The organism is Streptomyces pseudoechinosporeus, assembly GCF_054783935.1.
On sequence record NZ_BAAGPS010000028.1, the window covers coordinates 70,076 to 92,296 of the forward strand.

The following is a 22,221-nucleotide window of genomic DNA, read 5'->3' on the forward strand; positions in this document are numbered from 1 at the left end:
ACCTCTCTGTTTCTCTCAGTCACCTAATACGTGGACTGAACCAGTGGCCGAGTGTATCGTCAACGCGGGTTACATGGTCCAGCACTTCCTGGCGAGTCGGGTTTGGGTGGCTATTGTAAAACTCATTCCACGAGACGCGTATCTCGCTCAAATGTATTCGACTGTTTATGTCGCCCTTTGGTATTCCTCGAAGATTTTCCAGAGAGTGAATCTCGTCGGCCGAGAATAGGTTCGGATAGCGTCTGAGGACTTGTTGTTCGATGGCATGGTGAACCACCACCTTCCCTTCGAGGTCTGGGTGAGCATTGAAAAACGTCTTCTTGTAATTATGGCTAGCTGAGCTGCCGACAGACGCTTCTGATCGCGTCGGTACGTCTTTGCCGAGTACGGTTTCGTTCCTGGCGGCCGCGTTCTTCTCGGCATCTTTGCACGGCGTCAGACCGAACGGGTCGGTCCACGTCAACGGGTTGTGAACGTAGGCCGCAGGGTTGGGAGCGGGGGCGAGTCCTAGAGGGTCGGCCGACAGATAGCGGGCGGTTTCCGGGTCGTAGTGCCGGAAGTAGTTGTAGTGCAGGCCCGTTTCCGGGTCGAAGTACTGGCCTGGGAAGCGGAGTGGGGTGTAGGTCGTGCTGTTCGCGGCCCAGGCCGTGGTGCCCCACAGGGTGCTGCGTGTTCTCCAGGCGATCTCGCCCCGCTCGTCCACGAGTTCACTCGGCGTGCCAACCAAGTCTGTGACGATCGCGAAGAAGCGGGAGTCGATTTCCTCCTGGGGCGCCTCCGCCGCCGTGATGCGTTCCGTCTGGGCGATGGGGCGGAGGCCCTGGTGGTCCCAGGTGAGGGTGACCGGGTGCGGCAGCTCTGCGGAGGTTGTTGTCTGTTCGCAGAGCGTCGTGCCGTCCCAGGTGAAGTCGACGCGTTCCGCGATCGTTTCGCCGTCGTCTGCCAGGCGGAGTTTTGCCGTGCGGCGGCCCAGCGGGTCGTACACGTAGCGCCAGCGTGTGCCGTCCGGGGTGATCACCGACGTCAGGCGGTCCTCGGCGTCCCATTCGTAGCGCCAGGTGTCCGGTTTGCGGGACAGGCGGGTTTTCTGGCGGAGGGTGATGCGGCCCAGTGCGTCGTGTTCGTAGCGGACGTTGCCGGCGCGGGTGATGCGGGTGCCCTCATACGTACGCGAGCCCGTCGCTTCCTGGCCGGGATGGCCCGACGGCCAGGAGGCGGAGGTCTGATTGCCCGCCTCGTCGTACGCGTACGTTTCCGTCCAACCCGCCGCGTGCACCGCCGTCACCCGGCCCGCCGCGTCCAGGTCGAAGCGGCGGGAGCCGGAGAGCTGGTCGTCGATGCCGATGAGGTTGCCGTCCGGGCGATACGTGTACGCCCGGTGCTGCACCGACCGGCCCCCGGCACCGGTCACCGATTGCTCAGTCAGGCGGCCCAAGGTGTCGAAAGCGTGCTCAAGCGTGACTGTCTCGCCGATCCGGCGGGACAGCTCGCGGCCCGCCGCGTCGTACGCGAAGTCGATGCTCCGACCTGCAGCTACCATCCCTGTGCGGCGCCCGGTCGCGTCGTAAGACCACGTCGTCGTCGCGCCAGTCGGCGTCGTACGGCCGGTCCGGCGCCCCAACTCGTCGTACGTATACGTCAGTTTGCGGCCGTCGACCGTCTCCGATCGCACCCGCCCGAAGCGGTCCCGCAGCAGCGTCAGCGTGGCGTCAGGGCCCGTCGCCTGGGCGAGCTGGTCCGTCAGGTCGTACGCGTACGTCGTGACCTGGCCGGCCGCGTCCTTGCGCAGCACCTGGCCGAGCTCGTTGCGCTCGAAGGCCACCGTCTGGTCGAGGGCGTTCGTGCGGGACGTGAGACGGCCCGCCGCGTCATGCGAGTACGTGAGCGTGCGGTCGTCGAAGTCCGTCTCAGCAACCAGGCGGCCCGCCGGGTCGTACGCGTAATCCCACGTCAGGCCCTGTGGGTTGGTCACCCGTGTCAGCCGCAGCGCCATGTCGTGTTCGAACTCGTAGCGGACGCCGTCCGGGCCTGTGCGCGCCGACAGCAGGTCGAAGTGCGTGTACTCGAAGCGCGAGACCCCGCCCATCGGGTCCGTGTGGCTGGTGCAGTTCCCCTCGCCGTCGTACGTCCACGACTCCGTCGTGCCGTCCGCGGCCGTACGGCGGGTCAGATGGCCCTCGACCGTCCACTCCAGGCGGGTTGTCGCGCCCGCCGGCTCCGTGATCGCGACCGGCCTGCCGAACGCGTCCCGTTCGTATCGCGTAACCGCATCCAGCGGATCCGTGATCTCGACCGGCAGCCCGGCCCGGTCGCAGCGGACCGCCGTCGTCTGCCCGAGCGGATCCGTCACGGCGGTGAGGCGGCCGGCCTCGTCATACGTGAAGTGCGTGGTCCGGCCCGTCGGGTCCGTCACCGACGTCCTGTTGCCACGGTCGTCATACGTCTGGCGCATGACGGTGCCGTCCGGGTTCACCACCCGTACCGGCAGCCCGAGTTCGTTGTACTCCGCCCTCGCCTCGCGGCCGTCCGGCTGTATCGCGGCCAGCAGGTTGCCCGCCTCGTCGTAGCGGAACGACATCGTGTGGCCCAGCGGGTCCGTCTGGGAGAGCAGGCGGTTGTAGCGGTCCCGTTCGTAGCGGGTGACCGCGCCCAGTGGGTCGATGTCCGCGACGACCTGCCAGGCGTCGTTGACCAGGAAACGGCGGGTGTGGCCCTCACCGGTCGTCGTGGTCGTCACGCGCAGGCCGGTCTCCGGGTCCGTCCCGTCGTAGGCGACGCGCAGGTTCATGTGGCCCTCGGAGCCGCCCTCGGCGATGCAACGGTCCTGGTCGTCGTACTCGTACCGGTACGAGCGGTCGTTGGTGTCCGTCCACGACGTGACACGACCCGCCTCGTCGTACGTGAAACGGAGCGGCAAGCCGGAGGAATTGGCGACCTCGGTCAGATCGCCCGTTTCCGAATAGCCGTAGCGCATCAACTCCTGTTCCACGCCCGTCAGATGCAGCGCCGTGACCCGTTCGCCCTCCGTGCTGATGCGCACGTGGTAGCCGCCGCTGGACACGATCGTGAGCGGAGTGCCCTCGGCGTCGTACTCGAAGGTGATCCAGTTGTCGTTGCGGTCGTCGATCTGCTCCAGGACAGCCAGGTCGTCGCCGCGGTCGGTGAAGTGCCAGACCCGTCGCGTCTGCGGGTCGGTGATCGTGTAGCCGCCGTCCTCGCGGTCCAGCGGCCAGCGCGGGCCGTGGCTGGGCAGAGTCGGCAGGCCGGGCGCCGGGTGCGGGTAGGAGAGGAGGAGGCCGTCCTCCGTGACGAAGACGACGCCCTCGGAGTCGATCTCCAGGCGTTGGTCGACGGTGGATGACCACGACGGACCGAACCAGCGGCCCAGCCGGTAGCCGGACTCCACCCGCCGTTTGAACATCAGAGGCAGGGCGCCCGGCAGGGTTACGTCCGTCTGCGGCAGGTACATCTTGCCGGTGGCGAGGTCGATCGGGTCCGTGTCCTTGTTCACCCGGGAGTCTTCGGTGTGGGAGCCCTTCGCGGGGTCCTCCCCGATGGCGTCGCGCGCCGAGTTCCTGGCCCCCGACTCCGCTGCTCCTTCCGCCGCGCCCTTGACCCCGCCCCGCAGCAGCCCGCGCAACGTCCCCGTCCCCTTGGTACCGATGAGCTCGGGGAAGAGACGGCCGGCGCCTTCGGACGGGTCCTTCATGAAGCCCTCGTACGCGGCCTTCACAGCCCGCTCCGGCTGGGCGACGGTCGAGGTGAGCCCGGAGAGCGTCATGCTCAGGTTCTGGAGGTACTCGGCGGGGTGGGTGAGGTTGTACGCGTCGAGCGCGTTCATGCTGCGGGCGAAGCTGAGGATGCCCGCGGTGCCCTTGACCACGCCGCCTTTGACATGGGTGAGCTCCATGTCGGCCGCCTTGTACAGGTCGCCCGCGTTTGCCGTGAGCCGGTCCAGGGGCGGGGGCTCGGCCGGAGCGTGCCGGAGCGCGGCCCTGACCGACTCGGCTGTCGTGCGGCCGGCGTCGTTGCGCTGGCGGCGGGCCTCCTTCAGGATCTCGTGAGCCCGCGCCATGTCCTGCTTGCCCGGATCCTGGAAGGGCTCGGGCTGCGGGCCCGGATCCTGGTTCGCGCTCACCTTGGCGTTGTAGGCGTCGACCTTCGTGTTGTACGCGTCCACCGCGTCGTCGGAAGCCTTCCTGCCCTTCTTGTAGAGGTCGATGGCTTCCTGTGCCTGCCCCTGGGCCCACTTGACCGTGTCCGCGTACGAGTCCAGTGCCTTGGCGGCGGCGTCGCAGGCGTCGGCCGCGTGCAGCCACTTCTTGGGGTGCATCGCGAACTTCTCGCGGAAGGTGTCGGCCGCCTTGCCCTTCCAGTGCGAGGAGTCCAGCTTGCGCATGCCCCCGCCGACCTTGTCGAAGGCCTTGTGGAAGTCCTTCAGGTGCTTGGCGCTTTCGCGGATGCGCCCCGGGTTGCCGTGTACGAGTTCGTTCGCGTCCTCGGTGGCGCCGAGTTGCTGCTCGCCCGGGGTGGCGCCCAGGGCCGAGGCCGCCTCGTCGCCCCAGTCCTCCACTTTGTCGGCGACGCCCTCGGCACCGACGTAGTCCAGGCCGTCACCGAGTACGTCGGTGCCCTTGTCGATGCCCTCGCCGACGAGTTCCTTGCCCGCGTCCCAGCCGTCCTCCAGCTTGCCGAGACCGCTGTTGAACGCGTCGCGCCAGTCGGCCATCAGCCGGCGTCCTCGTTCTGCTGCCCCTCGGCCTGGGCCCGGGCGGCTTCCGCACGCTCCTCGGGTGACGGGCCGAACTGCCGGTCCAGCATCGCCTCGTACTCCTCGTCGGTCATGCCGGTCGAGCCCTGGATGTCGACGGGCCCGAGCCGGAGCACCTCCGACGTCATCACGTCACGGGAGGCGTCGCTCCAGCCCTGCTTGCTGTTCTCCCACGCCTGATCGAAGGACTCCTCGCTGTAGTCGGGGTCGGCGAGCGCGTGGTTCTTCGCCAGGTCACCCCAACCCATCTGCGTGACCTCGTCCTCGGTCAGGTGCGGGTTGCCCATGATCGAGTTCGCCGCGACTTTCATGGTGCCCTCGACGTATTGGTCCGTTTCGTAGAAGGTCCCCGCCGACAGGCCCACGGCCTCCGCGAAGTTGTTGCCCTCGTTGATCAGCGAGCGCACGCCCCACTCCCAGCGTTCGCAGAACGAGTCGAGCGCCGAGGTCAGCCCGCCGTGCCCCAACTCCAGCCCCGACAGCGCCAGATCGGAGAAACCCCGGCCGGTGCTCGCCGTGCCGATCATCCCCAGCTCACGCAACTCGTCCAGCGCCAGCGTGATGCCCTCGGTGATGAGGCCAAGCCCCTGGACCTGCAGATCCCTGCCGTTGTCGCCGCCCTCGCTCACCGCGCGAACTTCCCGTTCCGATCAGCCGTTCCGTGTACGTCCCTGGGGTCGCCGTCCGCTACGTCCACCGCCGCCCCGTCCGGCACGATCCCCCGCACCGGTGGAAACAGCGCCCCCTCGCCCTCACTCCCGACATCCAGTGCCACCCCGCACGGCACCGGCATCGCGGGAATCGCGGCATCCAGCAGCCGGGCGCCGAGGACACACTCGTACGCCCACTCCCGTGCTCCTTCACCCCGTGCGATGGCGAATCGAGCGAGCGCCGCTTCGTCCGAGAAGGCGTAGATCCACCGGATACCGCCGAACTCCGCGGTCAGCGGGGAGCCGTCCTCCTCGAGAGGCAACAGCACGGCCGTACGCCGGAACTCGCCGAGCAGGGCGGCGACTTCGCGTCGGCGGAGGCTTGCCTGGTCAGAGTGGCGAGCAGAGCCCGTACGAGGTGAAGGGCCCTGCTCCGCCGAGGGGGAGGGAGACGGCGGGCTCGACGGCTCCTCCGCCGGAGCGCCGCCCGCGCTCGTGCTCGTGTCGGCGTCCTCTATGTAGTCCCAGATCCGGGACCTACGTATATGTCCTGCCGCCGCGCTGTCTCCCCCGTGATCAGACATGAGTGCGATCATGGCATCGGCGCATTACCGAACGCAACGCGGCCAACCGTTCACCAGGGATCTCAACGTGCCCACGATACGGCCGAGTTGAGGCATATGCGCTTCACGCTGTGTCGATCACCCTGCACCTTCGGTGAGTTGATCTCGGAGATTCGGTGTTGAGCGGGCCATGCCGTGGATATGGTTCTGCTGCAAGACGACGTCACAGGGGCGATCTGAGGCGGTGGTCGTCCACCCCGCCGCAGTGGACGGGGTGGTGTGCAGCGTGCCGACCGCGATAGCAGTCACCAGTTCCGATCTGGTGCTCCCAACGCACGACCGGCAGACGCCGCCCGCCGCCGTCCAGCCCCTCGACAGCCTCGAGAGCTCCCTCACCGGGATGCACACGCTCATCGAGCAGCACGGATATGTGATCGCGTTATACCCGGCCTCCGTCTCCGCCGAGGTCACCCGGCGGCTGCACGCCGTGCGTTCCGTACTCGAGAGCGACCGCATCGCCCTCCTCGGTGTCGATCTGCCGCCGCTCGGCCTCGCCCTCCTCGCCCAGCAGCTCCGCCAGCTCTCCGTCTGCGACTTCAGCCCCGGCGTGCTCGCCTCCTCCGCACGGCTGCTCGCCCACTACATCTACGCCGGCGCCCTGCTCGGCTCCGTCGCCAAGCTCGACCGGGTCCCGGTGTCCCTGAAGTCCCACGCCAAGTCGTGGGTGCCGGGCGCCCAGTTCGCCGTACTGGCCAATCCGCGGCCGCAGTTGATACGGCTCGGACAGCAGGAGACGCTGGCCGGGCCCGAGTTCGGCACGCGGATGCTCATCGCGCCCGGGCAGCTGCCCGGCGACTGGCTCACCACGACGCTCGCGCCCGCCTGGCGCGTGCAGGGCGTCGCCACCGTGCCGCTGCCCGCCGAGTCCGCGCGCTGGTGGGGCACGGGGAAGGTCGCCGAGTTCGCCGCGGGACTGCACGACGTGTCCGTGCTCTACCAACTGGTCTCGTCCGTACGGCGCGAGGAGTGCCACTGGTGCGGCCTTGAGCTCATCGGCGACCGGTGCGGTTTCTGTGCGGCACCTTTGCTCCCGCCGCCGGAGCTTCCGACCGCCGCCGTCCGGGCAGTTTCTTCTGTACGCGCCTTGCCACGAGGCACTACGTAAGTCACGTACGTACATCTGAACAGCCAGTGCAAGCAGAACAGCTCGAACCACCTGAGCACCAGGCACGACCGCTCGACCCCCGCTGTCCCCGCCCCCGATCGAGGTTGTCCGCGTCATGAACTCACGCCAGCGCCGCGGCGTCATCCTGCTGGTCCTCTCGGTCCTGTGCGCCGTGGGCGCCTTCGCCGGAGTGCTCTCGGTGATCCGCGACGTGAACTCGAAAGTCGGCCCAGAGGTCGCGGCGTACCGCCTGAAGAGCGATGTCGCGCCCTACCGGGAGCTGTCGGCCGGCCAGTTCGAGAAGGTCTCGATGCCCGAGCGGTGGCTGTCCTCGACCGCGGTCACCGATCTCTCCGAGATCCGCGGCAAGATCGCGGTCACCCGGCTGGAGAAGGGCTCCCTGCTCCAGCAGGACATGATCGTGGACCGGCCCGCGCTGGAGGCGGGCCAGCAGGAGATCGCGATCATGATCGACGCGGCTACCGGTGTGGCAGGCAAGATCAATCCGGGTGCGCGGGTCAACATCTACGCCACCTTCGAGGCCGAGAACGACAACGGCAAGGACCAGTCGAAGGTCATCGTCGAGAACGCCAGGGTCATCGACGTCGGCAAACTCACCGCCCTCGACCCCTCCCAGAACAGCGACGACCGCCGCCGCACCGCGACCGAGGCCGTCCCGATCACCTTCGCCCTCACCACCGCCGACACCCAACGCGTCGCCTACGCCGAGTCGTTCGCGACCCATGTACGCCTCGCCCTGGTCGCCGGCGGCTCCGACACCGTCGTCGCGCCCGGCGACCGCTCGTACACCCTCGACGAGGACAACTAGGAGGCCGTGATGCGCTCAGCCCCCACGAAGGCGTCCCCGAAGGTGTGCCGATGACCATCCGCATCCTCCCAGCAGTCGGCGACATCGACTCGGCCCGCGCCCTCACCACGCTGCTGAGCCAGCTCCCCGACGCCGAACCCGCCGCGCCGGTCCCGGACACCACGGCGCTCCTGGACACCCTGGCGCGGCTCGCGGCGGAGTCCCTGGACGAGTTGCCCGAGGTCGTCCTCGTCCACGAGCGGATAGGTCCGATGCCCGCGCTGGACGTCGTCCGCGACGTGGTGATGCGGTTCCCGGCGGTCGGGGTCGTCCTCATCACCGCCGACACCAGTACGGGCGTACTGACCGCGGCGATGGACTCCGGCGCCCGCGGCATCATCGGCCTGCCGCTCGGCTACGACGCCCTCGCCGAACGCGTTCAGGCCGCCGCGGCCTGGTCGCTCGGCATGCGACGCCACCTCGGCAGCGGTACGCCGGAGCTGTATGCGGGACCCGGCGGCACCGTCGTCACGGTGACCGGGGCGAAGGGCGGTGTGGGCGCGACGGTCACGGCCGTCCAACTCGCCCTCGCGGCAAGGGCATCGGGCCGTACCGTTGCACTGCTGGACTTCGATCTCCAGTCGGGCGACGTGGCCTCGTACCTGGACGTACAGTTCCGCCGCTCGGTCGCCGACCTCGCCGGGATCAGCGACATCAACCCGCGCGTCCTCCAGGACGCCGTCTACACCCACGACACCGGGCTGGGGCTGCTGCTGGCCCCGGCGGAGGGCGAACGCGGCGAGGAGGTCACCGACCGGGCGGCCCGCCAGGTCCTGCAGGCGCTGCGTACCCGTTACGAGGTCGTGGTCGTCGACTGCGGCGCCCAGATGAACTCCGCGACCGCCGCCGCCGTCGAACTCGCCGACCAGGCCCTCCTCCTCGTCACCCCGGACGTCGTCGCCGTACGCGCCGCCAAACGCATGGTCCGCCTGTGGGACCGCCTCCAGATCCGCAAGGCCGAGGAGACGCTGACGGTCGTCAACCGCTTCTCCCGCGGTACGGAGATCCAGCCGTCCCTCGTCGAACGCGTCACCGGCACGAAGGTGGCCCGCATCGCGGTACCGGCCGCCTTCAAGGAACTCCAGTCCGTGGTCGACGCGGGCCGCATGCAGGACCTCGACGCCCGCTCCACGGTGAAGCAGGCGCTGTGGGCCCTGGCGGGCGAACTGGGCCTGGTGACCCCACAGGAAGGGGGCGGCGGCAAGCGCCGCAAGTCCTCCGGCGACCGAGGCGCCCTGGCGCTGCGCCGCAAGGGCGGCGACCGGGGAGCGGTGACGTTGGAGTTTGCCGGGATGTTCCCGCTGCTGCTGGTCGTGATGACGATCCTGTGGCAGTGCGTGCTGTACGGCTACACGTACTCGCTGGCGGGGAACGCGGCGGATGAGGCGGCGCGGGCGGCTACGGCGGCTGCCGCTTCCGGTGCGGGGGCGGGGGCTGCCTGTGCGGATGCGGGCCGGGAAAACCTCCCCAACGCGTGGCAGGGCGCGACCATCGAATGCGGTGAGGACGGAGAGGTCATGAGGGCCACGGTCACCGCCCAAGTCCCCCTCTTCTTCCCGGGCTTCGACGCGGGCTGGGAGGTCCAGGGCGAGGCGGGCGCGGCGGTGGAGGGGGAGGGCGACGGATGAGCGTACTCCGGAAACTGCGGAGGAGGGCCCAGGATGACGGGGGCGTCTCCATGCTGGAGTTCGCCGGTTTCCTGCCCGTCCTCCTGCTCGTCGGGCTGGCCGCCATTCAGCTGGGCCTCGTCGGATACGCCGCCAACCAGGCCGGATCCGGCGCGCGTGCCGCCGCGCGGGTCGCCTCACAGGGCGAGGCGGGGGAGGCGGCGGGGTACGCCGCGATGAGCGACTGGCTCGACGCGAACGTATCCGCTCCGGGAGGAGGGGGAGACACGACCACTGCGACCGTGACCGTGCAGGTCCCGCTGCTCATCCCGTTCGTGGGGGAGGGCTGGCAAGTGGAGAGGAGCGCCACGATGCCCAACGACGATGACGACTAGCTCCGTACTGAACGACCCTCCCCCGGAAGGGAGTTGAAGACATGAGCCTCAAGGCCCGTATCGCCGCCCCCGAAGAGGGCGGAGCCGGCCGCGAAGACGGACACCTCGTCGCCGTCTACCGTGCCAAGCTGCTCGAAGAGATCGACCTGGCCGAGATGTCGAGCCTCGCGGCGGCCGAGCGGCGCCTGCGCCTTGAGCGGGTGCTCGGGCACATCATCAGCCGCGAGGGCCCGGTCCTGTCGTCCTCCGAGCGGTCGCAGCTCATACGGCGGGTCGTCGACGAAGCTCTCGGGCTCGGCGTCCTGGAACCCCTGCTCGCCGACGCGTCCATCACCGAGATCATGGTCAACGGGCCGGACTCCATCTTCGTGGAGCGGGCGGGCCGCGTGGAGCAGTTGCCCTTGAGGTTCGCCTCCAACGAGCAGCTCATGCAGACCATCGAGCGCATCGTCTCGACCGTCAACCGGCGCGTCGACGAGTCGAACCCCATGGTCGACGCCCGCCTCCCCACCGGCGAGCGCGTGAACGTCATCATCCCGCCGCTCGCCCTCACCGGCCCGACCCTCACGATCCGCCGCTTCCCCCGCGCGTACACGCTCCCGGAGCTGATCGGCCTCGGCTCGCTCGACGAGCAGATGCTGATGCTGCTCGCGGCGTTCGTCCGGGCCCGCTTCAACGTCATCGTCAGCGGCGGTACCGGCACCGGCAAGACCACACTCCTCAACGCCCTCTCCGGCCTCATCCCGGCCCACGAACGCATCATCACCATCGAGGACTCCGCCGAACTCCAGCTCCAGCAGGAGCACGTGATCCGCCTCGAATCCCGCCCCCCGAACGTGGAGGGCAAGGGCCAGATCACCATTCGCGACCTGGTCCGCAACTCGCTCCGTATGCGCCCCGACCGCATCATCGTCGGCGAGGTCCGAGGCGGCGAGACCCTCGACATGCTCCAGGCCATGTCGACGGGCCACGACGGCTCGCTGGCCACCGTGCACGCGAACTCCGCCGAGGACGCCCTCATGCGCCTCCAGACCCTCGGCTCGATGTCCGAGGTCCAGATCCCCTTCGAGGCACTGAAGGACCAGATCAACTCGGCCGTGGACGTGGTCGTCCAGCTCGCCCGCCACGCGGACGGCTCCCGCAAGGTCACCGAGATCGCCCTGCTCGTCTCGCACGGCCGCGAACAGTTCCGTATCGCCCCCGTCACCCGCTTCGTGCCGCGCCCCACCGGCCCCGACCGCGTCGTCCACGGCCACTTCGAGCATCTCCCGCTTCCCCGCCCGGTCGCGGAGAAGCTGTACGTCGCCGGCGAACCGCTGCCTCCCGCCTTCCGCGTGGCCGAGGCCATCGACGTACTCCAGACGAGGCAGGCCATCGGATGACCCCCACCACCAACGCCGACCAGACTGAGAGGAGCGAGCCATGAACAACCCCGCACTGCTCGCCCTCGGCGCCACCGTCCTGTGCGGCACCCTCGCCGTCGCGGGCGTGCACACGTACGCGTCCGGACGCGCCCAGCGCCAGGCCCTCGTCGACCGCCTCTCCGGCGGCCCGCTCCGCAGCGCCGCGGGCCGCGCGCGCCGTTTCGCGGCCGTCGACCGCCGCCTGCGCCACACCCGCCTGGGCCGCACCATCCACCTGCGGCTCTCGGCCACGGGACTCGATCTCACGGCGGGCGAGTTCTTCACGTACGTCACTGCCGTCGTCGTAGCGCTCTGGCTGATCGCAGCCGCCGCCCTGGCCCCCTTCTTCGGCCCCATCGCGGCCGCGATCGGCGTCTGGGGCGCCGCGATCTTCCTCAACTGGCAGCGCCAGAAGCGCATCGAGGCCTTCATCAACCAACTCCCGGACGTGGCCCGCCTCCTGGCCAACGCCTCCGCCGCCGGCCTCGCCCTGCGTACGGCCCTGGCGATGGCCGCGGAGGAACTGGAGGCCCCGGCCGGCGAGGAACTCGCCCGGGTCGCCGACCAGTTGAGCCTCGGCCGCTCCATCGACGACACCCTCGGCGAACTAGCCGAACGCCTCCCGTCCCGCGAACTCGTCGTCCTCGTCACGACGTTGGTCCTCTCCAACAAGGCGGGCGGCTCCGTCGTCAACTCCCTGCGGAACCTCACCCAGACCCTGGAGGACCGCAAGGAGACCCGCCGCGAGGTCCGCACGATGCTCTCCGAGGTCAACGCGACCGCCTTCACGGTCCCGCTCCTCGGCCTCGGCTCGCTCCTCCTGATCAACTCCTCGAACGAGGGCGCCCTGGCCCGAGTGACCGGCTCCCCGGTCGGCCAGATCCTCGTCCTTGTCGCCATGGGCCTCTACACGATCGGCTTCTTCGTCATCCGCCGACTCGGCAAGATCGAAGTGTGAGGGGGGAGTTACGTTGCTGGCCTTGCTGCTCGCGCTTCTGACCGGCCTCGCTGTCGCGGGCTTCCTACTCGGCATCCGCATGATCCGCGCGGAAGCCAAGCTCCCCGGCGACCTAGCCCTCGCCCTGGAGGTCGGGTCCACCCGTGTCTCGACGGCCGACTCCGCAGTCGACCGCCTCGGCATGCGCTTCGCGCCCCTCGTACTGCGCCTCATGGGCCCGCGCCGCGTCGACGCCAAACGCCGCCGCATCGACATGGCGGGCAACCCCGGCGGCCTGACCCTGAACCGTTACGCGGCCCGCCGGGCGGTCTACGGCATCTTCGGCGTCGTACTCGGACTGGTCTTCTTCACCAACGGACAGCTCCTGTTCGCCGTACTGACCCTGGCCTTCGGCCTGCTGGCCGCCGACGCCCTCATCTGGCAGGCCATCCGCGACCGCAAGGAGGTCATCGACCGCACCCTCCCCGACTTCCTCGACGTCCTCGCGGTCGTGGTCTCGGCCGGCCTCGGCTTCCGCCAGGCGCTGGACCGGGTGGCGGACCACTACGAGGGCCCGTGGGCGGACGAGTTGAGGATCACGTTGCGCCAGATGGACATGGGCGTCAGCCGCCGCCAGGCCTTCGACGAACTCCGCAAGCGCAACTCCTCCGAGCAGGTGGCCCAGTTCGTCTCGGCCCTGCAGCAGGGCGAGGAACTGGGTTCCCCGATCGCGGACACACTGATCCAACTGGCCACGGACATGAGGCGGACGGACGCCCAGAACTCCCGCCGCAGGGCCGCGAAGACGATTCCCAAGGCGACGATGGTCACGCTGGTCTTCATGCTTCCGGCGACGATGATCCTGATCGCGACGGGGATGTTCCTGGGGTCGGGGACGAACTTCGGCTCGATTTTGGGACGTTGAGATGGGCGGGGTCTGGAATCGCGCGCTTGGTCCTTACGCTGCCGTCGGCGGTCGGCTCGCTGCTGCGCTACGGCTCGGGGTGCCCCGTAAAGGGCGCGGGGCTGTGACATTTGCGGCTCCGCCGCGTGGGCGCGACAAGCCCCAACGGACCCGCAGCGTCCAAACTGCCCCCTCTGCCAAGCGAGCCGCAGGCTACTTCGCAGAGGACGCGGCAGCGCCAAGCGTCCGCCTCCAGCTCAACGCCCTACAGGCCCTGTGCCGCCAGGCGTTCGCCGTCCGCCTGACGCTGATCGCGATCGGCGCCCCCTTCGCGACGGCCAACGCGACAGACGGCCCACCCCGCTACGGAGTACTCGCCGCAGCCGTTCTCGGCGTCATGGGCTCGTACGCCATGCTCAGGGACTGGGACCGCTTCGCCCCACGCCTCCTCGCCCACCCCACCCTCATGGCGGTGGACCTGGTCTTCGGCGCGGTACTCCTGCTGACCGCGTCCCCGGCCTCCCCTCTCGCGTACGCGGCCGTCTGCACCCCGCTCCTCTCCGGCCTGCTGTACGGCTGGCGCGGCTCCGGCATCTTCACCGGCCTCCAACTCGTCGTCCTGCTCACGGTGTTCAGGGCCTGGGAACACCGCCCCGGCACTGGTGCCAGCACCCTCCTCATCGCCGGCTTCTGCATCGCGGCCGGCATCATCGGCGTAACCCTGCGCAACCTGATGTTCCACTTCGGCACGGCCAGCCAGGCGCTCGCGGAGGCCAACTCGCGGCTGGCGGTGGCGGAGGCCGTCGAGTCCGAACGGGCCCGCCTGGCTCGCGAGATGCACGACTCGGTGGCGAAGACCCTGCACGGCCTGGCCCTGGCAGCGGAGGCGCTCGCGGTCTCCGCCGACCACGACACGGATCCGCGTGCGCTGAAGGATCAGGCGACGGCGGTGGCGGGGGCGGCGCGCCGGGCGGCGGCGGAGTCCCGCGATCTCCTGACGGACCTGCGCCACCACACAGCCCTGTCGAGCCCACCCACAGACCTGAGAACGGAACTGACGGCAAGGGTGGACGACTTCGAATCCCGTACGGGCATCAGGGCGACCCTCGCCTACCGGGCAGCCCCCACCCTCGTACTCCCTCCCGGAGCACCCCACCAACTCCTCGCCATCCTCTCGGAGGCACTGGAGAACACACACCGGCACGCGACGAACGCGACCGGGGTCGAGGTGACCCTCGAAACCGAGGCCTCGACACTGCACCTGACCGTACGGGACGACGGAACCGGCACCTCCGTATCCCTGGACGACGTACAACACCTGGCGAAATCCGGCCACTTCGGTCTGCTGGGAATGCTGGAGCGCGCGACGTCGATAGGCGCGGGCATCGAGCTGCGCCGCGGCGAGCACGGAGGCACGGAGGTCAAGGTGAACCTCCCCCTGAGAACCTCGGGCACACCGCTGCCCGCACCCCCCTCACACACTCCCCAAGAGGAGGCCGCACATGCCTGACCAGGCACTTCCCGGCCCGCCCCTACGAGTGCTCGTGGCCGACGACAACCCGGTCGTACGGGCGGGCCTCGCGGCCCTGCTCGACGCCCACCCCGACATCCGGGTCGTCGCGCAGGCGGCGAACGGAGCGGAGGCACAGGCGTCCGCGTCCCGCGACCGCCCCGACGTGGTCCTGCTGGACGTACGCATGCCCGGCACCGACGGCCTGACCGCACTGCCCTCGCTGGCGCGCCTGGCACCGGTGATGATGTTGACGTACAGCCGTGAACCCGAGGTGGTGGCGGAGGCGTTGCGCCTGGGTGCGGTGGGTTATCTGGTCCACGGCGAGTTCACGGCGGAGGAACTGATCACGGCGGTACGGGACTTGAGGGAACGTAGGCCTACGTTCACGGCGTCCGCCGCGGCGGCTGTCGTCTCGGACGCGACTGTCTCGAATTCGGCTGTCCCGCAAACTGTCTCGGAATCGCTCAGCGTTTCGTACGAACCGAACGAATTCCCTTCGCACGTGCAACCAGTTATGGCACAGTCGTCAAAGGGCCGACTCGCCTACGCGGCGGGGCTCCACGGCCGCGACGGCAACAGACGGGATTTCGGACTGAGTTCACGGGAGGTGGAGGTCATGGATCTCATCGCGGCCGGCATGAACAACCGCCAGATCGCCGCCACCTGCTTCATCAGCGAGAAGACCGTCAAGAACCACATCAACCGCATCTTCGCAAAGCTGCACAGTTCCTCGCGCAGCGAAGCGATCGCGCACTGGCTGGGTACGGCTCACGGGGGGTGGAACCGATGACTCCGATGTCGGGAAGTTGGGTCTCTGGGCCCACTCGGAGTGGGCGGGGTGTCACGTACGGTGCGCGGGACGGTGGTGGTCCTGGGTGGGAGAAAAGGGGTCGTTGTGGAGAAGGACTTGACGCTGAAGGCGGCTGCGCGCGTGGAGCGGGCTTTCGAGACGTGGGCCCGGACCGTTTCCGATCGGATGCGGGGGCGGGAGCGGGATCGGGGAGCCGGGTTCGTGGAGTACGCGGGACTGATGATTCTGATCGCGGGGATCTTCACGCTGATCGACGGGCTGGGGCTGGACGGTCAGATCTCGGAGGCGATCGGTCAGGCAGTCGCGGACGTAGTCGGAGGCTGATACCGGCCTCTTGGCGGAGCGACAAAGGGCAGACTCTCCCGATCTACATCTGGCTGACGGGGATTCTGCTCTTCGCCGCGTTCGCCCTCTTCGCGTTTGCCCAGGCAGCGTCCGCGCGGAATGGAGCTCAATCCGCGGCGGACGCTGCTGCGTTGGCGGCTGCGCAGGCGGATCGGGACGAACTGATGGAGGGCTTGGAAGGCGCCATCGGGGTGGACGACAACTGGCTGGACTGGCTCGACCCGAATGAGGCTACGGGCGCCGGAGCCACCGCCGCGGCTCAACAGCTGGCCGCCGCGAACGACTCGGCCCTCCAGGGCGGTGCCCAACTCGTAGAGGTGAACGGCTTCCCCGGATACCAGGTGGAGATCCAGACGAACTACACGGTCGGGGACTCGATCATCCCGGGCACGGAGACGCAGGAGGCGACGGCCCAGGCCACGGCCGTCATCGAACCGCGCTGTGACTTCGATGTGCCCGAGGACCCCCTGGACCTCGTTCAACTCGACTGCGACGGCCAACTCATCGACATCGACCCCGAAGATTTCGTTTTGGACGACCTTCCCGACGCGTCCGTGCTGTTCTCTGTGTATCTGGTCGAGTGAAAGGAAGCCGGACCGATGAATCTTCGGCACACCATGAAGGGCCGCACGGTACTGACCGCGGTGGCGATCACGACTGGGCTGGTCCTCACGGTGGCCGGTTGCGGTGGGGGCGGTGATGACGACCAGCCCGACAAGACGGCCTCGTCCGCCCCGGCCGAGAACAACGACAAGGGCAACGACCAAGGCAAGGAGTCCGAAGCAGCCGAGCCGGACCAGGTACTTGCAGAGTCCCAGCAGGACGACATTTCGCTCGCCATCACGTCGGCTGTTCGCGACCCGGGCGGCTTCGTGACGGTGTCCGGCAGTGTGACCAACAACGGTTCCTCTCTGTTCGCGGCGGCCGACTGGCGCGGTGACGAGAAGGAGTTGTCCAAGAATGCTTCCTCCGTCGCAGGCGCCAGCCTCGTAGACCAGGCCGGGAAGAAGAAGTACCTCATCCTCCGGGACACGGAAGGGCGTTGCCTCTGCACCCGCTTCGTGGGCGGCATCAGGGCAGGCGAATCGTCGGACTGGTACGCCCAGTTCCCGGCTCCGCCCGAGGGCACCACCAAGGTCTCCTTCCAGGTAGGTGGCATGCCCCCGGCCTCCGTCGAACTCACCGAGGGCGAGTAACCATGCCCCTCCCCTCACCCCTCCGCGCCACGGCGATCACCGCCACCGCCCTCACCGCCCTCGTCTTCATGACCCCTCTCACCCCGGTGTACGCCGACGAAGGCGACCCCAGCGAACCCCCAGGCAGCGTCACCACCTCCCAACCACCGGAGGTGGACGCCAACAGCCCCGGCCTGAGGCTCGCCGACGGCGCGACGCTCGCGCCCGCGCGGGTGCTGGACATCAAGTCGGTGGTCGAGGACCTCGGGGGCGAGGAACGCCGCGAGGACACGAACGAGGACGTGACGTTCGCGCTGCAGGCGGAGGTGCTGTTCCCCAAGGACAGCTCGAAACTGAACCCCGACGCCCGGTCACGTATCCAGGCGATCGCGGAGGAGATCAAGGCCCAGAACGCCACGAAGGTCCGCGTCTTCGGCTTCACGGACAACCTCGGCTCGTACGCCCACGGCGTGACCCTCTCCAAGAACCGCGCCGAGGTGGTGCACGACGAACTGGCAGCCGCCGGCCTCGGCCCCGACGTCACCTTCGAGGTACGCGGCTACAGCGAGGACTACCCCATCGCCGACAACACCTCAGAACAGGGCCGCCGCAAAAACCGCCGAGTGGAGGTGACGTTCCCGAAGGGCGACTGAGGGTCATTCGTAGCGGTAGCGGGCCAGGAGCACGATCACTTCGCCGTCCCGGGGGACGTAGACCAAGCGGTGCTCGTCGGTGATGCGTCTGGACCAGGCCCCCGCCAGCGCGTGCTTGAGTGGCTCGGGCTTGCCGATGCCGTCGTAAGGGTCGCGGAGGGTGTCGTCGATGAGGCGGCTGATGCGCTTGAGGATCTTCCGGTCGGCGGTCTGCCAATGAACGTAGTCATCCCACCCCTGCGGGGTGAAGGCGAGCTTCACGGGCGGTCCTCGTCGGCATCGTCGCGGATGAGCTCGCGGCTCTCGTACTCGCCGTCCAGGGCGTTCTGGTAGGAGCGCAGCAGACGGCGCGCGTTCGCGGGAGAGCGCAACAGGTATGCGGTCTCGCGGAGGGCCTCGTATTCCTCGGCTGCGACGAGGTACGCACTGCCGTTCTTGGAGACGATCTCTATGGCGCTCTGGTCGCCGTTGACCTCTTCGATCAGCGGAAACAGTCGGCGACGAGCCTCGCTGGCGGTGATGGACATGAAACCGCACCTCCTAGGCAGTGGTACAAGAAACGGTACCATCATCGATGGCGGGGTGCCCCTCCGCCCTCTCGCGGAAGACCTCCGCAGCGTCCTCCTGGACCTCGGGGGCGGGTGAGCCGATCTCCGCCTCCTTCTCCTGGAGCAGCTCTTCAAGCAGATCACGCTGAATCTGCCGCTCCACCGCCGCGCTGACGTACGCCGAGAACCCGCGCGCCCTCACCCGCGCCTTCACCGCGACGACGAGACCCGCGGGCATGGACACGCGGACCCTGACCTTCCGGGCCGGGCCCTCACCCTTGCCGCGCTGTTCGGTGACGTCCATGTCCCCAGCCCACCATGGAAGTTGTCGGGGCTGGGCCGATTCGGCTCGGCATCACCGGATTGGGGAGGCGCTGGACGGCGTGGAGTAGAGGAGGTTGGTCACTTCACGTCACGTACGTGTCCATTTTGCGGAGGAGAGATGACTCCAAAATGCAATAAGAAATTCGATTGACCATTTTCAGGAATTTGAAAGGCAAATTCAGACTTTCCACCCAAAGTCTTCTTGACGGAGTCATGACCTCAAGTTCACACTTCCTTCACTGTGGCCCCGCAGATGGTTCATAGGCTCCCTGTCCCCAGTGAGGGCCACCCGTCACGCCTGCCACATCGGATTGGAGAGGCGTGAGCCTGTGAGAAGACTGTGGACGTCTGTGCCGGCTGTGGCCGCGCTGGTGGTCGGTGCGCCCTCATGGAGCGCGGCGACAAGTGCGGCGGCGGAGCGCCTGGAGGGCAGCTCCGCCCACGGCGGCGCCCTGTCGGCCATCCCTGGAATGCCGGAAAAGGTCCTTTCCTGGACCGAGGCTCACGTCTGACCCGTCTGATCCGTCTGCCTCCCCGCCTCCCGGCTTCTCTTCAGATCCCTGCCTTTTCCCTTTGCAGACCGCCCACCCCACCTGGGCAATGAGGTCTGCCTCCAACCTCACACCGCCGGTCCACGCCCCCCTCGACCGGAGAGAACTGGATACCGCGATGCTTACCTCCTTATCCGCCGCCACCGAGCGCCTCCTTCCTCGCCGCATCCGCGAACGCCGCGAAGAGGAGCAGCGCCAGGCCGAGGCCGCCGAGAGGGCTCGGCGCGAGGCCAAGACCCGGCGGGCCAAGGAGGAGAAGATCGCGGCCCTGCGGGCGGCCATGCTCGCCGCCGACCCGGCCGTCGCCGCGATCACCGCCGAGGGCCGCACGTACTACGGCCGCACGGTCAGCTCGTACACCGCCGAGGCCGCACGCGCCCGCAACCTGCACCTCGTCACCGACGCCTTGGACCACGCCGGGCTGGACTACTTCCTGGTCCCCGGCCGCTCCATACTGCGCCACGTGGTCGGCGTCCGCCTGGCCGACCGCAAAGCGTTCCTGACCGCGCTGCGCGCCCTCTACCCGACGGCTCCCCTCTACGCCGTCAAGCCCGGCAACGATCTCTGGCCTGCCCACGCCGTCCTGTACGCCGACGGCTCCCTGCCCACGGCCCTCAAGCGCCAGAGCGTGATCCGCTTCGCCGAGCTCCAACTGGGTCCGGCCGGGCAGGTTCTCTCGGGTTTCTCCCAGGGCTGCGACGTCGAGTTCTGGCAGGACGGCGACGCCCTGCTCGCCGCCCGGGAAGCCGCCGACGACGACCCGGCCAAGGCCGAACGAGCCGCCGAGCGCCTGAGGACCCTGCGCACCCAGACGCCCGACGCCGCCCTGCCCGGCGCCCTCGTCGCGCCCCGCCCCAACGCCATCGCCGAGGCCGTACCCGCCGACGCCCGGATACCTGCCACCCGTGAGATAGCCGGCCGCCCGCACCCCACGTTCCGCGACCTGTTCCAACCCACCATCGAAACCGTCGACTTCCCCGTCGACATCGTCTACACCTGGGTCGACGGCGACGACCCCGAGCTGGCCGCCACGCGCGAGGCACACCGCACCGGTTCCACCGCCGTCAGGCGCATCCACGCCCGCGAGACCGGCGCCTCCCGGTACACGAGCCGCGACGAACTGAAGTACTCACTCCGCTCGCTGGAGATGTACGCCCCGTTCATCCGGAACGTCTACATCGTCACCGACGGCCAGACCCCCACCTGGCTCGACACCTCCGCCCCCGGCATCAAGGTCGTCGCCCACAAGGAGATCTTCACCGACCCCGACGCCCTGCCGGTCTTCAACTCCCACGCCATCGAAACCCAGCTCCACCACATCGACGGCCTGTCCGAGCACTACATCTACTTCAACGACGACGTCTTCCTCGGAGGCCCTGTCACCGCGGGCCACTTCTTCCACGGCAACGGCATCGCCAAGCTCCCCTTCTCCGCCCTCCAGTTCGGCCTCGGCGCCCCGCACCCCGACGAGCCCGCCCCCAACTCCGCGGGGAAGAACGTCCGCTCCCTCCTCCAGAAGGAACACGGCCGCTTCATCGTCAACAAGTTCATGCACACCCCGCACCCCCACATCCGATCCGTGATGCGGGAGATCGAGCAGCGCTACGCCGAGAACGTCCAGCGCACCAGCCGCTCCCGCTTCCGCTCCGTCACCGACATCGCCACGGGCGCCACCCTGCACCACCACCACGCCTACCTGACCGGCCGAGCCGTCCCCGCCGGCTACAAGCTCCGGTACATCGACGTCGCCAAGCCCGACGCCGCCGAGAAGATGGCCGAACTGCTACAGACCCGCCGCTTCGACTTCTTCTGCCTCAACGACGTCAACACCCCCGCCGACCAGCAACAACGCATCGCCGAGGAACTCCACCACTTCCTCGACACCTACTTCCCCTTCCCCAGCCGCTACGAGCACCCGGCCGTGACCGAGACCAACCCCTCGGCACCCGAGGCCCTCGACCGCACGAGCTAGGGCGTGCGCTGAGGGGTCCATGCCGAGTTGGGGCACGGCTCCATCCGCGTACAGCAGCGCGTGCCCGCACCCGGAACCCCGCCGCGGGGAATTCCGGGTGCGGGAATCTGCGCACTCCTGGGGCGAACGACTTCCTGGTGCACTCCGGGTCCTGGCACCACCAGCGGTGCTTGTGCCAGACGAAGTCCAACTCCCGCTCGCCATAGGGCAGATCGCGTGAAAGGGTCCATGCCGGTCCCTTGATCCGGTAGATGTCGGCCAGGCTGTGCCAGGGCCTGCGGGGCTTGATCAACTCCGTCTTGTAGAGGCCGATCCGGGTGGTACGGACCCGCTGATCCTGGTTTCGTACATGCCGTCGACAATCCCGTGAGCGTAATCCTCACTTCCCGTCATGCCGATTGTCCGCCGGGATGTGGACGGAGTGAGAGCGAAGGGTGCCGCAGGCCGCATCGCCGGTGACTGACGGAGCTTCAGATGTCTCATATGTACTCGAAGTAGCGCTCGGACCAGTCCGACTTTCCCAGCTCGTCGTCGTCCTCCTCGGCCTCGGCCTCGCCTGCGGCTATGAGCACCGCCGCCAGCTCCACGTCCCCTGCCGCCGCCAGGACCGATGGCCCGTCGTACGGTTCACGGAGCAGTTCGGTCGGGACGAAGGTGCACCCCATGGCCGTACAGACGCCGTCGAGCCACGTCACGAACTCCTCGGGCAGGCATGCCTCGCCGCTGGGGACACCTTCACCAATTCTCATTGATGCGGTGACGAAGTAGTTGCCGAAGTTGCTCATCGCGACACCCATGGGCAGGCCGAGGCCCGTCGCGTCCGCTGGGACCTCGATGACACCGTAGAAACTGGCGTCCTGGCCCAGGCCACTTGAGCAGGACGGCCCGAAACGTTCCTCAATGGCGCTCACCAGTCGGGCGAAACAGTTCCGCGAGGTCTCCCGGTCGAAGTCCGCGGGGCGTTCCAAGTGGCGGGGATCGTCGTGTTCCCGTAGGAGTGCCCGGATCCGGTCCTTTGGGAGCATGTCGTGCCCTTTCATCAGTTCTTGTGCGGGGAAGGGTGGTG

General features: G+C 68.5%; 21 protein-coding genes. 14 read left to right on the forward strand and 7 right to left on the reverse strand.

The window, feature by feature from the left end; all coding sequences use genetic code 11:
* Positions 1-19: 19 nt before the first annotated feature.
* The 3 genes from ACYVO6_RS28735 to ACYVO6_RS28745 are packed head-to-tail and all read right to left on the reverse strand — an operon-like array spanning position 20 to position 6,005.
* Positions 20-4,729 (reverse strand): putative T7SS-secreted protein, encoded by a 4,710-nt coding sequence (locus ACYVO6_RS28735; protein ID WP_461066140.1) that lies wholly within the window; start codon positions 4,727-4,729, stop codon positions 20-22.
* Positions 4,729-5,400 carry a hypothetical protein gene (locus ACYVO6_RS28740; protein WP_461066142.1) on the reverse strand — a complete coding sequence of 224 codons (672 nt, stop codon included), beginning with the start codon at positions 5,398-5,400 and terminating at the stop codon, positions 4,729-4,731. Before ACYVO6_RS28740 ends, ACYVO6_RS28735 begins: the two co-directional genes overlap by 1 nt.
* A complete protein-coding gene (locus tag ACYVO6_RS28745) occupies positions 5,397-6,005 on the reverse strand; it encodes a hypothetical protein (protein WP_461066144.1) in 609 nt (202 codons plus the stop codon). The genes ACYVO6_RS28740 and ACYVO6_RS28745 overlap by 4 nt, the downstream gene beginning before the upstream one ends.
* Positions 6,006-6,270: 265 nt before the next feature.
* On the opposite strand from ACYVO6_RS28745, the gene ACYVO6_RS28750 reads away from it, so the two are divergent.
* From ACYVO6_RS28750 to ACYVO6_RS28810, 13 genes are all read left to right on the forward strand, one after another.
* Entirely contained in the window at positions 6,271-7,149 is an 879-nt protein-coding gene (locus tag ACYVO6_RS28750) for a hypothetical protein (protein WP_461066181.1), read from the forward strand.
* A gap of 115 nt (positions 7,150-7,264) precedes the next feature.
* Positions 7,265-7,978, forward strand: coding sequence for a Flp pilus assembly protein CpaB (cpaB, locus tag ACYVO6_RS28755; protein ID WP_461066146.1), 714 nt, complete (start codon positions 7,265-7,267; stop codon positions 7,976-7,978).
* Between the two features lie 50 nt (positions 7,979-8,028).
* Positions 8,029-9,645, forward strand: a complete 1,617-nt coding sequence (locus ACYVO6_RS28760) for an AAA family ATPase (RefSeq protein WP_461066148.1) — start codon at positions 8,029-8,031, stop codon at positions 9,643-9,645.
* Positions 9,642-10,019, forward strand: coding sequence for a TadE/TadG family type IV pilus assembly protein (locus ACYVO6_RS28765; RefSeq protein ID WP_461066150.1), 378 nt, complete (start codon positions 9,642-9,644; stop codon positions 10,017-10,019). The genes ACYVO6_RS28760 and ACYVO6_RS28765 overlap by 4 nt, the downstream gene beginning before the upstream one ends.
* A 41-nt stretch (positions 10,020-10,060) precedes the next feature.
* Complete coding sequence (locus ACYVO6_RS28770; protein WP_461066152.1) at positions 10,061-11,401, forward strand: CpaF family protein; 1,341 nt, start codon at positions 10,061-10,063, stop codon at positions 11,399-11,401.
* 40 nt (positions 11,402-11,441) lie between these two features.
* Complete coding sequence (locus tag ACYVO6_RS28775; protein ID WP_461066154.1) at positions 11,442-12,380, forward strand: type II secretion system F family protein; 939 nt, start codon at positions 11,442-11,444, stop codon at positions 12,378-12,380.
* Positions 12,381-12,393: 13 nt separating this feature from the next.
* Positions 12,394-13,284, forward strand: coding sequence for a DUF5936 domain-containing protein (locus ACYVO6_RS28780; protein ID WP_461066156.1), 891 nt, complete (start codon positions 12,394-12,396; stop codon positions 13,282-13,284).
* A gap of 103 nt (positions 13,285-13,387) precedes the next feature.
* Positions 13,388-14,773 carry a sensor histidine kinase gene (locus ACYVO6_RS28785; RefSeq protein WP_461066158.1) on the forward strand — a complete coding sequence of 462 codons (1,386 nt, stop codon included), beginning with the start codon at positions 13,388-13,390 and terminating at the stop codon, positions 14,771-14,773.
* Positions 14,766-15,566 (forward strand): response regulator, encoded by an 801-nt coding sequence (locus tag ACYVO6_RS28790; protein WP_461066160.1) that lies wholly within the window; start codon positions 14,766-14,768, stop codon positions 15,564-15,566. The genes ACYVO6_RS28785 and ACYVO6_RS28790 overlap by 8 nt, the downstream gene beginning before the upstream one ends.
* Positions 15,567-15,671: 105 nt before the next feature.
* Positions 15,672-15,911 carry a hypothetical protein gene (locus tag ACYVO6_RS28795; RefSeq protein WP_461066162.1) on the forward strand — a complete coding sequence of 80 codons (240 nt, stop codon included), beginning with the start codon at positions 15,672-15,674 and terminating at the stop codon, positions 15,909-15,911.
* A gap of 53 nt (positions 15,912-15,964) precedes the next feature.
* Positions 15,965-16,516: a pilus assembly protein TadG-related protein gene (locus ACYVO6_RS28800; protein WP_461066183.1), complete on the forward strand. Its 552-nt coding sequence runs from the start codon at positions 15,965-15,967 to the stop codon at positions 16,514-16,516.
* 15 nt (positions 16,517-16,531) lie between these two features.
* Positions 16,532-17,128, forward strand: a complete 597-nt coding sequence (locus ACYVO6_RS28805; RefSeq protein ID WP_461066164.1) for a hypothetical protein — start codon at positions 16,532-16,534, stop codon at positions 17,126-17,128.
* 68 nt (positions 17,129-17,196) lie between these two features.
* On the forward strand, positions 17,197-17,760 hold the full coding sequence (locus ACYVO6_RS28810; protein WP_425428614.1) for an OmpA family protein: 564 nt from the start codon (positions 17,197-17,199) through the stop codon (positions 17,758-17,760).
* A 3-nt stretch (positions 17,761-17,763) separates the two neighbouring features.
* On the opposite strand, the gene ACYVO6_RS28815 is transcribed toward ACYVO6_RS28810, so the two are convergent.
* Genes ACYVO6_RS28815 through ACYVO6_RS28825 form a run of 3 tightly spaced genes read right to left on the reverse strand, consistent with a single transcriptional unit; the run spans position 17,764 to position 18,612 of the window.
* Positions 17,764-18,021: a Txe/YoeB family addiction module toxin gene (locus tag ACYVO6_RS28815; RefSeq protein ID WP_461066166.1), complete on the reverse strand. Its 258-nt coding sequence runs from the start codon at positions 18,019-18,021 to the stop codon at positions 17,764-17,766.
* Complete coding sequence (locus ACYVO6_RS28820; protein ID WP_328768976.1) at positions 18,018-18,287, reverse strand: type II toxin-antitoxin system Phd/YefM family antitoxin; 270 nt, start codon at positions 18,285-18,287, stop codon at positions 18,018-18,020. Before ACYVO6_RS28820 ends, ACYVO6_RS28815 begins: the two co-directional genes overlap by 4 nt.
* A gap of 13 nt (positions 18,288-18,300) precedes the next feature.
* Entirely contained in the window at positions 18,301-18,612 is a 312-nt protein-coding gene (locus ACYVO6_RS28825) for a hypothetical protein (RefSeq protein ID WP_461066169.1), read from the reverse strand.
* 689 nt (positions 18,613-19,301) lie between these two features.
* Between ACYVO6_RS28825 and ACYVO6_RS28830 the strand changes: the two genes are divergently transcribed.
* Complete coding sequence (locus ACYVO6_RS28830; protein WP_461066171.1) at positions 19,302-21,155, forward strand: stealth family protein; 1,854 nt, start codon at positions 19,302-19,304, stop codon at positions 21,153-21,155.
* Positions 21,156-21,634: 479 nt separating this feature from the next.
* Here ACYVO6_RS28830 and ACYVO6_RS28835 read toward each other — a convergent pair.
* A partial coding sequence (locus ACYVO6_RS28835; RefSeq protein ID WP_461066173.1) for a hypothetical protein occupies positions 21,635-22,221 on the reverse strand: 587 nt, incomplete at its 5' end.

What these genes read in the sequence shown, in the direction of transcription:
- ACYVO6_RS28810 (WP_425428614.1), top strand. Translation starts at nt 17,197, where the DNA reads ATGACCCCTCTCACCCCGGTGTACGCCGACGAAGGCGACCCCAGCGAA.
- ACYVO6_RS28830 (WP_461066171.1), top strand. Translation starts at nt 19,302, where the DNA reads ATGCTTACCTCCTTATCCGCCGCCACCGAGCGCCTCCTTCCTCGCCGC.
- ACYVO6_RS28820 (WP_328768976.1), bottom strand. Translation starts at nt 18,287, where the DNA reads ATGTCCATCACCGCCAGCGAGGCTCGTCGCCGACTGTTTCCGCTGATC.
- ACYVO6_RS28760 (WP_461066148.1), top strand. Translation starts at nt 8,029, where the DNA reads ATGACCATCCGCATCCTCCCAGCAGTCGGCGACATCGACTCGGCCCGC.
- ACYVO6_RS28805 (WP_461066164.1), top strand. Translation starts at nt 16,532, where the DNA reads ATGAATCTTCGGCACACCATGAAGGGCCGCACGGTACTGACCGCGGTG.
- ACYVO6_RS28745 (WP_461066144.1), bottom strand. Translation starts at nt 6,005, where the DNA reads ATGTCTGATCACGGGGGAGACAGCGCGGCGGCAGGACATATACGTAGG.
- ACYVO6_RS28765 (WP_461066150.1), top strand. Translation starts at nt 9,642, where the DNA reads ATGAGCGTACTCCGGAAACTGCGGAGGAGGGCCCAGGATGACGGGGGC.
- ACYVO6_RS28775 (WP_461066154.1), top strand. Translation starts at nt 11,442, where the DNA reads ATGAACAACCCCGCACTGCTCGCCCTCGGCGCCACCGTCCTGTGCGGC.
- ACYVO6_RS28735 (WP_461066140.1), bottom strand. Translation starts at nt 4,729, where the DNA reads ATGGCCGACTGGCGCGACGCGTTCAACAGCGGTCTCGGCAAGCTGGAG.
- ACYVO6_RS28825 (WP_461066169.1), bottom strand. Translation starts at nt 18,612, where the DNA reads ATGGACGTCACCGAACAGCGCGGCAAGGGTGAGGGCCCGGCCCGGAAG.
- cpaB (WP_461066146.1), top strand. Translation starts at nt 7,265, where the DNA reads ATGAACTCACGCCAGCGCCGCGGCGTCATCCTGCTGGTCCTCTCGGTC.
- ACYVO6_RS28790 (WP_461066160.1), top strand. Translation starts at nt 14,766, where the DNA reads ATGCCTGACCAGGCACTTCCCGGCCCGCCCCTACGAGTGCTCGTGGCC.
- ACYVO6_RS28770 (WP_461066152.1), top strand. Translation starts at nt 10,061, where the DNA reads ATGAGCCTCAAGGCCCGTATCGCCGCCCCCGAAGAGGGCGGAGCCGGC.